Annotated in this window: 10 protein-coding genes; 3 read left to right on the top strand and 7 right to left on the bottom strand. The window is 70.6% G+C overall.

All coding sequences use genetic code 11. The features are described from left to right. From modB to TSO221_RS33060, 3 genes are all read right to left on the bottom strand, one after another. Window positions 1–560 (bottom strand): molybdate ABC transporter permease subunit (modB, locus tag TSO221_RS33070; protein ID WP_109122714.1); only part of this gene is annotated, 560 nt, incomplete at its 3' end. Window positions 561–562: 2 nt separating this feature from the next. Continuing rightward, the gene (gene modA / locus TSO221_RS33065) at window positions 563–1,306 is read right to left on the bottom strand and encodes a molybdate ABC transporter substrate-binding protein (protein ID WP_109122713.1); all 744 of its coding nucleotides are present in this window, start codon (window positions 1,304–1,306) and stop codon (window positions 563–565) included. A 17-nt stretch (window positions 1,307–1,323) separates the two neighbouring features. Continuing rightward, a complete protein-coding gene (locus TSO221_RS33060) occupies window positions 1,324–2,115 on the bottom strand; it encodes a TOBE domain-containing protein (protein ID WP_109122712.1) in 792 nt (263 codons plus the stop codon). Between the two features lie 248 nt (window positions 2,116–2,363). On the opposite strand from TSO221_RS33060, the gene TSO221_RS33055 reads away from it, so the two are divergent. Then, the gene (locus TSO221_RS33055; RefSeq protein WP_109122711.1) at window positions 2,364–2,570 is read left to right on the top strand and encodes a TOBE domain-containing protein; all 207 of its coding nucleotides are present in this window, start codon (window positions 2,364–2,366) and stop codon (window positions 2,568–2,570) included. 117 nt (window positions 2,571–2,687) lie between these two features. Beyond that, window positions 2,688–3,416 (top strand): 23S rRNA (guanosine(2251)-2'-O)-methyltransferase RlmB, encoded by a 729-nt coding sequence (gene rlmB / locus TSO221_RS33050; protein ID WP_109122710.1) that lies wholly within the window; start codon window positions 2,688–2,690, stop codon window positions 3,414–3,416. Between the two features lie 12 nt (window positions 3,417–3,428). On the opposite strand, the gene TSO221_RS33045 is transcribed toward rlmB, so the two are convergent. Genes TSO221_RS33045 through TSO221_RS33035 form a run of 3 tightly spaced genes read right to left on the bottom strand, consistent with a single transcriptional unit; the run spans window position 3,429 to window position 6,234 of the window. Beyond that, entirely contained in the window at window positions 3,429–3,707 is a 279-nt protein-coding gene (locus tag TSO221_RS33045) for a hypothetical protein (RefSeq protein ID WP_146208986.1), read from the bottom strand. A 41-nt stretch (window positions 3,708–3,748) separates the two neighbouring features. Continuing rightward, a complete protein-coding gene (gene guaD, locus TSO221_RS33040) occupies window positions 3,749–5,056 on the bottom strand; it encodes a guanine deaminase (protein WP_109122708.1) in 1,308 nt (435 codons plus the stop codon). Next, the gene (locus TSO221_RS33035; protein WP_109122707.1) at window positions 5,053–6,234 is read right to left on the bottom strand and encodes a urate hydroxylase PuuD; all 1,182 of its coding nucleotides are present in this window, start codon (window positions 6,232–6,234) and stop codon (window positions 5,053–5,055) included. The genes guaD and TSO221_RS33035 overlap by 4 nt, the downstream gene beginning before the upstream one ends. 107 nt (window positions 6,235–6,341) lie before the next feature. On the opposite strand from TSO221_RS33035, the gene TSO221_RS33030 reads away from it, so the two are divergent. Then, window positions 6,342–7,292 carry a LysR family transcriptional regulator gene (locus tag TSO221_RS33030; protein WP_348770301.1) on the top strand — a complete coding sequence of 317 codons (951 nt, stop codon included), beginning with the start codon at window positions 6,342–6,344 and terminating at the stop codon, window positions 7,290–7,292. On the opposite strand, the gene TSO221_RS33025 is transcribed toward TSO221_RS33030, so the two are convergent. Further along, entirely contained in the window at window positions 7,261–8,346 is a 1,086-nt protein-coding gene (locus TSO221_RS33025) for a cysteine desulfurase family protein (protein ID WP_109122706.1), read from the bottom strand. The two genes, TSO221_RS33030 and TSO221_RS33025, sit on opposite strands and share 32 nt — an antisense overlap. Between the last annotated feature and the right edge of the window lie 6 nt (window positions 8,347–8,352).

Raw genomic sequence — 8,352 nt, 5'->3', positions numbered from 1 at the left:
GTCTCCACATAGTCGAGGATGGCCACCGACAGCACCCGCGTCCTGCCCGGGATGTTGCCGCCGATCATCAGCACCACGCCGAACTCGCCCATGGTGTGGGCGAAGCCGAGCACCGCCCCGGTGAGGAAGCCGCGCCGGGCCAGCGGCACCGCCACCGTGAAGAAGCTGTCGAGCGGCGCGGCACGCAGCGTCGCCGCCGCCTCCAGCGGACGGGCGCCGACCGCCTCGAAGGCGTTGCGGATCGGCTGCACGACGAAGGGCATGGAGTAGAGGATCGAGCCGATCAGCAGCCCCTCGAAGCTGAAGGCGAGCGAGCGCCCGCCCCACAGGCCAGCCAGCCAACCGCCGGGGCCGTACGGCCCCAGCAGCATCAGCAGGTAGAAGCCCAGCACGGTGGGCGGCAGCACCAGCGGCAGCGCCACCACGGTGGCCACCGCCTCCTTCCACCACGCCCGCGAGCGGGCCAGCCACCACGCCAGCGGCGTGCCGAGCAGCAGCAGGATGAGCGTGGTCAGCGTCGCCAGCTTCAGCGTCAGGACGATGGGCGGCCAGATCGACATGGTCAGTTGGAGGCGGTGGTGCCGTAGCCGTACCTGGCGATCACCGCGCCGGCCTCGGGGCCCTTGAGGAAGGCGAGGAACGCCTTGGCCGCCTCGTCATTGCTGCCCTTCTTGAGCAGCACGGCGTCCTGGCGGATCGGGTCGTGCAGCAGGTCGGGCACCAGCCAGCGCGAGCCCTCGTTCCTGGTGATGACCTGGGAGAGCGCCACGAAGCCGACCTCGGCGTTGCCGGTCTCGGCGAACTGGTAGGCCTGGGCGATGGTGTTGCCCTGCACCAGCTTCGGCTGCAGCGCCTCGTACACCCCCATCTTCTTCATCGCCTGCACCGCGGCGAGGCCGTAGGGGGCGACCGCCGGGTTGGCGATGGCGATCTTCTCGAAGGCCGCCGTCTTCAGCGTCTCCTCGCCGCCGACCTTGGCCGGGTCCTTGCTCCACAGCACCAGGCGGCCGATGGCGTAGGTGAAGCGCGTCTCGCCGACCGCCAGTCCCTCTTCGACCGCCTTGGCCGGCGTGCTGTCATCGGCCGCCAGGAAGACGGCGAATGGCGCGTCCTGCTTGATCTGGGCGTAGAACTGGCCGGTGGCGCCGAAGCTCAGCACCGCGGTGTGGCCGGTCTTCGCCTCGAAGGCCTTGGCGATCTCCTTGGCCGGCTCGGTGAAATTGGCGGCCACGGCGACGTTGGTCTCGCCGGCCTGCGCCGCGCCGGCCGACAGCAGAACGACGGCGGTGAGCAGAAGCTTCTTCATTCGGGGGACTCCTTTCTTCAGTCGACGGCCAGGATGATGTGTGCGGCGTCGATCAGCGCGCAGGCCGGCTGGCCGGCCGTGAGGCCGAGGTCGTCGGCGCTGTGCCGGGTGATGATGGCGGTCAGGGTCTTGCCGCCGCCGATGTCGAGGGTGATCTCGGCGTTGACCGCGCCGTCCTCGCGGCGGCAGACGGTGCCCTCGACCCGGTTGCGCACCGAGGTGCGGCGCGCCTCGCCGGCGGGGGCGAGGATGACGAAGGGGGCCTTGATCAGCGCCGTCGCCTCGCGCCCCGGGAACAGGCCCAGGTCGCGCACGCTGTCGCGGGTGATCACGGCGGTCAGGGTGGTCCGGTCGGACACCCGGAGCGCCACCTCGGCGTTCACCGCGCCGTCGGTGACGGCGGCGACGCTGCCGCGCAGCGCATTGCGGGCGCTGGTGCGCATGAAGAATCCCCACATGAGGTTGGCGGCGGAGAGGCCGGTCCCGGTCAGCTCCGGCTCCAGCGCGTGGAAGGCGCGGGCCAGTTCACCCTCCAGGCGGTGGAAGGTTTCGACCAGCCGCAGGCCCTCGGGCGTCAGCGCGGCGCCGCCGCCGCGCCTGCCGCCGGTCTGTCCGGCCACCAGCGGGCTGCCGAACAGGTTGTTCATGGCGTCGATGGCGTCCCACGCCGCCTTGTAGGTGATCCCCATCGCCCGCGCCGCGGCGGAGATGCTGCCCTCGCGCGCCACCGCCTCGAGCAGGCGGATGCGCTCCCGCCCGACCGGCGAGCCGCTGGGTGCGGCGAAGGAAACCTGGGCACGAACGGTCATGGGCCGTCCCCGTCGAAGCGATATATATTGAAACTACATAACGCGGTTGACGGCGGAAGGGAAGCCTGTATTCTCAAGATCGTCGGACAGCATTACGCGATCCGACGAAAGGAGAACGGCCGACTGACGCCCGAATCAGTGTCAAGCGGACGCTCGTGCGCAGTAATCATGTGGTCAAAATCCGTGCAGTCCGCGCATTCCATGTGCGGAAATGCGGATCCATGCCCGCATCATCAGGGAAACCGATCATGAAGCTCAGCGCCCGCAACCAGCTCAAGGGCACCGTCATCTCCGTCGACAAGGGGCCGATCTCGGCCAAGGTGAAGATCGACGTGGGTGGCGGCAACACCATCACCTCGACCGTGACGGCGGAGACCATCGACGACCTCGGCCTGAAGGACGGCGATGCGGTGGTCGCCATCATCAAGTCGTCCGAGGTCATCATCGGCAAGTGATGCGGCGCGCCGGAGGCGGCCCCGGCGCCGCTTCCGGCCCGCGGCGCTTGTGCGAACCCGGGTGATGTGGCAGATAGCCGTCTTCCGATTCGCAACCTCTTCGGTGAAGCCGGCGCTATGGACATCGTTTATGGAAAGCACTCCGTCCGGGCGGTGTTCATGACCCGCCCCGAGGACGTCCGGCGGATGCTTCTGCTGTCCGGCAAGATGGAGCCGCCGGAGGAGTTCCTCGAACTGGCGCGCAAGCACGGCATCAAGCCGGAGATCCTGCCCTGGGACAAGTTCCTCAAGTCGGGCAAGATGACCGACAGCGACAACCACCAGGGTGTCTGCGTCTTCACCGAGCCGCGCACGATCCTCGACGAGTACGATCTGGGCTCGCTGGCCGACGCCAAGTCGGTGCTGGTGCTGGACCAGATCACCAACCCGCAGAACCTCGGCACCATCCTGCGCAACGCCGCGTTCTTCGGCGTCGACGCGGTGGTGTTCCTGAAGAACCGGGCGGTCGACGTCACCTCCACCGCCGTCCGAGTGGCGGTGGGCGGGGCGGAGTTCGTCAAGATCTACCGCGTCACCAACCTGGCCCGCGCGCTGGAGAAGATGAAGGAACTGGGCTTCTGGGTCTACGGCCTGGACGAGCGCGGCGAGAAGACCCTGGCGCAGACCGAGTTTGCCGAGAAGGCGGTCTTCGTGGTCGGCGCCGAGGGCGAGGGATTGCGCCTGCGCACCGCCGACATCTGCGACGTGCTGGTGCGCATCCCCGGCGGCCGTCCGGGCCTGGAGAGCCTGAACGCTGGCGTGGCGACCGCCGTGGCGTTGGCCGAACTGTTCCGCAACCGGAGCTGAGCCGGCGCTCCCTCACCGGCTGTGCGGCGGCGGTTCGTAGGTCGGGTCGACCGGAGGCAGCCCGAATCCCTTGTAGTCGTGCATCGTCGCCAGCGAGCCGCGCGGCTCGCAGATGTTGCGGTCGGGGCGGGTCATCCCCTCGACGATGCGGCAGTCCATGCCGGTAAGGGTGTCGAGCGCGTGGTCGGCCAGCGTCTTTCCCGACATGCCCACGGAGCCCGCGTCGGCCATCAGCCCCGCCACGCAGCCGGACAAAGCCAGCGCCAGCAGCGCCGGCGGAATCGTGCACACGATGCAGTCCATGCAGGGAAAACAGGCGGGCCGGCGTAAGGTTACGGGAACGCGCACTTCCCTTGCACGTACGTCGCCTTGACCGCCCGGTCGTCGCCGAGCGTCATCAGGACGAACAGCTCCTCCTCCAGGTCGTCGCGCACCGTCTCCATGCGGTGCGCCATCGCCGGTGTGGCGTGGGAATCCAGCACCACCACGTCGGCCCAGCAGCCGGGCTCCAGCGAGCCGACTTCGCCGCGCAGGCCCAGCGCCTCGGCGTTGCCGCGGGTCATGGCGTGGAAGGCGGTCAGCGCCGGCAGGTTCTGGCCTTGCAGCTGGAGCACCTTGTACGCCTCGGCCGCGGTGCGCAGCATCGAATAGCTGGTGCCGCCGCCGATATCGGTCGCCAGCGCGGTGCGCACCGGCGGCACGTGCCCCGTCAGCCGCGCCCTGTCGAACAGGCCACTGCCCATGAACAGGTTGGAGGTCGGGCAGAACACCGCCACCGAGCCGGTCTCGGCCAGCCGCCGCACCTCGTCGTCCTCCAGGTGGATGCAGTGCCCGAACAGCGAGCGGGGGCCGAGCAGCCCGTGCCGGTCGTAGACGTCGGTGTAGTGGTTCCCCCAGGGGAAGCGGGCGCGCACCGCGGCGATCTCGGCACGGTTTTCCGACAGGTGGGTCTGCAGGTAGCAGTCGGGGTGCTCGCGCAGCAGCGCGCCGGCCGCCGCCAGCTGCTCCTCCGTCGAGGTGACGGCGAAGCGCGGGGTGACGGCGTAGCGCTGCCGGCCGCGGCCGTGCCAGCGGGCGATGAGCGCCTTGCTGTCGTCGTAACCGCTGCGCGCCGTGTCGCGCAGCGCGTCGGGCGCGCCGTGGTCCATCATCACCTTGCCGGCGATCATCGCGGTGCCGCGCCGCTCGGATTCGGCGAAGAAGGCGTCCGCCGACTGCGGGTGCACGGTGCAGTAGACGGCCGCCGTCGTCGTGCCGTTGCGCAGCAGCTCATCCAGGAAGAAGCGGGCGTTGGCGGCGGCGTGCGCCGGGTCGGCGTACTTCTGCTCCTCGACGAAGGTGTACTTTTCCAGCCAGTCCAGCAGCTGCGCGCCGTAGGACGCGATCACCTGCGTCTGCGGGAAGTGGATGTGCGGGTCGATGAAGCCCGGGATCACCAGGGCGTCCGGGTGGTGCTCCACCGGCGTGCCGGGCGGCAGGGACGGCAGCAGGTCTGCGGCCGGGCCGATGGCGGCGATTCGGCCATCTTCGATCCGCAGCAGGCCGTCTGAGAGGTAGCGGTACGCACCGGAATCGCCCGGCCCGGCGGGCTCGGCGGTGAAGGTCAGCAGGCGGCCGCGGATGGCGCGGGTGTCGGTCATGGGGCGGTCCAGGTGGCGAGGATCCGGCGCTCCTCCGGGGTGATGCCGGTGACGTTGCCGGGCGGCATGGCGTCGGACAGGCCCGCCTGCATGCGGATCGGCCCGGCGTGCCGGCGGATCGCCTCGGCGCTGTCCAGGCGAACGCCGTGCGGGGCCTCGTGGATCCCGGCCCAGACGGGGGAGGCGGCGTGGCACATGCTGCATCGGGTCGAGACGATCTCCTCGATCTCCGCGAAGCCGACACGGGTCGGCGCCGCCGCGAGGCCGGAGTCCTTCGGGCCGGCGGTGCTGAGCCAGGCGATGGCCAGCAAGCCCGCCGCCGCCGCCGCCCAGGTCCACCAGGGCGCCGGCTTGCCGGCGTGCTTGGAATTGAAGAAGTGGCGGATCACCGCTCCCATCACCAGCACGATGGCGGCGATCACCCAGTTGTACCGGGTGCCGAACGCCAGCGGGTAGTGGTTGCTGATCATGAAGAAGACGACCGGCAGCGTCAGGTAGTTGTTGTGCAGCGAGCGCTGCTTGGCCTGCTTGCCCAGGGCCGGGTCGGGCGCCTCGCCGCGCAGCATGGCGTCGACGGTCTTGCGCTGGTTGGGGATGATGATCAGGAAGACGTTGGCCGACATCATGGTGCCGATCAGCGCGCCCAGGTGCAGCAGCGCGCCACGCCCGCTGAACACCTGCGTCAGTCCCCAGGCCACCGCCACCAGGAACACGTAGCCGGCCAGCGCCAGCCGCGTGTCGTCCTTGCCCAGGGGCGACTTGCACAGCGCGTCGTAGACCAGCCAGCCGAGCGCCAGCGACGCGAGGCTCGCCAGCACCGCGCCCCACCAGGGCAGGTCGAGCACCGCGGGATCGATCAGCAGCAGGTCGGCGCCGCGGTGGTACAGCACCACCAGCAGGAAGAAGCCGCTGAGCCACGTGCTGTAGGACTCCCACTTGAACCACGTGAGTTCCTTGGGCAGCTGCGGCGGGGCGACCAGGTACTTGACCATGTTGTAGAAGCCGCCGCCGTGGATCTGCCACGCCTCGCCCTGCGTGCCCTCGGCCAGGTGCGGGCGCTTCCTCAGCGAGAGGTCAAGGTGGATGAAGTAGAAGGACGACCCGATCCACGCCACCGCCGTGACGACGTGCAGCCAGCGCGCGGCGACGTTGATCCACTCCCAGACGATCGGTTCCATGGCGCTCCTCGCGGGCGGGGTCGTTCGGGTGAAGTGTACGGTGCCGGTGTGCGCCGCGGGAAGCGTCGGCTGGGCGGCAGCACTTTCAAAAAATCCGGAAAGGTGGAATGATTTTTCCCGCATGCGAGGGGATGGCCGTGGCGTTGCTGGAGAACATGCGGGTGTTCGTGCGGGTGGTGGAGTTGGGCAGCCTGTCGGCCGCCGGGCGGAACCTGCGGCTGTCGCCGGCCGTGGTCAGCCACCGCCTGCAGAACCTGGAGGAGCACCTCAACGTCCGTCTGCTGAACCGCACCACGCGGCAGGTCTCGCTGACCGAGGCCGGCCGGGTGTTCTACGAGCATTGCCAGGAGGTGCTGGAGGCGGCCGAGCGGGCGGAGAGCAGCGTCGCCGCGGTCGGCGGGGCGCCGGCCGGCAGCCTGCGGGTGACGGCGCCCTTGGGCTTCGGGCGGCGGGTGCTGGCGCCGATGGTGCCGCGGTTCCGCGCCCTGCACCCGCTGGTGGACGTGCGGCTGCGGCTGTCCGACCACATGCTCGACCTGCTGCGCGAGGCGGCGGACGTCGCCATCCGCATGGCGGTGCTGAAGGATTCCAGCTTCGTCGTGCGCAAGGTGGCGGACCTGCGGCGGGTGCTGTGCGCGGCGCCCTCCTACCTGGAGACGCACGGCGCGCCGGAGCGGCCGGAGGATCTGCTGGACCACCACTGCCTGCTGCTGCGCTTTCCCGGCACCCAGCAGTTCCAGTGGACCCTGCAGGGGCCGGAGGGGCCGATGAGCCTGTCGGTCAGCGGGCATTTCGACGCCGACGACGGCGACGTGCTGACGCGCTGGGCGCTGGACGGGCAGGGCATCGTGCTGAAGCCGGTGTGGGAGGTCGGCGAGCATCTGGCGAGCGGGGCGTTGCGCGTCGTGCTGCCGCGGTTTCCGCCGGAGCCGGTGAGCCTGGCGGTGCTCTACCCGCACCGCAGCCTGCTGCCGGCGAAGATTCGCGCCTTCATCGACTTCTTCGCGGAGAACGTGCGGGCCGACCTCATGGCGATGAGCCCCGACGCGCTGCTGTGACGGCGGCGGCGAAGCGCTCGGCGGCTTCGTCGATCTCCGCGTCCGTGGTGGTGCGGCCGAGGCCGAAGCGGAAGGAGGCGTGCGCATCCTCCGGGGTGAGGCCCAGCGCCAGCAGCACGTGCGACGGCCCGGTGCGGTCGGTCGAGCAGGCGGAGCCGGTGGACAGCGCCACGTCGGCCAAGTCGAGCAGCAGGTCGGCGGCGTCCACGCCCGGCACCACGATGTTCAGGCAGCCGGGCAGGCAACCCTCGGCCGGGCTGGTGCGGCGGACATCGAGCCGACCCGACAGCTTTTGGAACAGCCGGTCTCGCAACGCCGCAATGCGTCGCGTGTCCTCGTCGCGGCGCAGGCGGGCCAGCCGGCAGGCCTCGCCGAGACCGACGCACAGCGCGGTCGGCAGCGTGCCGGCGCGTCGGCCGTTCTGCTGGTGGCCGCCGCGCATCAGCGGGCGCAGCGCGACGCCGTCCCGGACCACCAGCGCGCCGATGCCCTGCGGGCCGTACAGCTTGTGGCCGGACAGGCTCAGCAGGTCGATGCCGTCCATCGGCACCGGCCACTGCGCGGCGTCGCAGTGGAACAGCGCGCCGTGGGCGCGGCACAGCGCGGCGATCCCGGCGAGCGGCTGGAGCGTGCCGATCTCGTTGTTGGCGGCCATGACGGAGACCAGCGCCGGGCCGGCGCGCAACGCCGCTTCCAGGCGGTTCAGGTCGACCACGCCGCGCCGGTCCACCGGCAGGCGCCCGTCCACGCAGTCCAGCACGCTCGGGTGCTCGACGGCGGAGGCGAGCACCCGCCCATCCTCCGGACGCGCGCCGAGCAGGGCGAGGTTGTTCGCCTCGGTGGCGCCGGAGGTGAAGACCACCTCGCCGGGTCTGGCGCCGACCAGGACGGCCACCTCAGCGCGGGCGGCGTCGATGGCGGCGGCGGCGGCCCAGCCGGGCCGGTGGCGTGCGTGCGGGTTGGCGGCGTGCGCCAGCCACGGCAGCATCGCCTCCAGCACCGCCGGGTCGAGCGGCGTCGAGGCGAGGTGATCGAGGTAGATGACGTCCGGCATGGCGGC

This window comes from Azospirillum sp. TSO22-1, assembly GCF_003116015.1.
GTDB lineage: Bacteria > Pseudomonadota > Alphaproteobacteria > Azospirillales > Azospirillaceae > Azospirillum.
This window is presented reverse-complemented; position numbering and strand designations above follow the sequence as displayed.

What these genes read in the sequence shown, in the direction of transcription:
- modA (WP_109122713.1), bottom strand. Translation starts at nt 1,306, where the DNA reads ATGAAGAAGCTTCTGCTCACCGCCGTCGTTCTGCTGTCGGCCGGCGCG.
- TSO221_RS33060 (WP_109122712.1), bottom strand. Translation starts at nt 2,115, where the DNA reads ATGACCGTTCGTGCCCAGGTTTCCTTCGCCGCACCCAGCGGCTCGCCG.
- TSO221_RS33055 (WP_109122711.1), top strand. Translation starts at nt 2,364, where the DNA reads ATGAAGCTCAGCGCCCGCAACCAGCTCAAGGGCACCGTCATCTCCGTC.
- rlmB (WP_109122710.1), top strand. Translation starts at nt 2,688, where the DNA reads ATGGACATCGTTTATGGAAAGCACTCCGTCCGGGCGGTGTTCATGACC.
- guaD (WP_109122708.1), bottom strand. Translation starts at nt 5,056, where the DNA reads ATGACCGACACCCGCGCCATCCGCGGCCGCCTGCTGACCTTCACCGCC.
- TSO221_RS33035 (WP_109122707.1), bottom strand. Translation starts at nt 6,234, where the DNA reads ATGGAACCGATCGTCTGGGAGTGGATCAACGTCGCCGCGCGCTGGCTG.
- TSO221_RS33030 (WP_348770301.1), top strand. Translation starts at nt 6,342, where the DNA reads ATGATTTTTCCCGCATGCGAGGGGATGGCCGTGGCGTTGCTGGAGAAC.
- TSO221_RS33025 (WP_109122706.1), bottom strand. Translation starts at nt 8,346, where the DNA reads ATGCCGGACGTCATCTACCTCGATCACCTCGCCTCGACGCCGCTCGAC.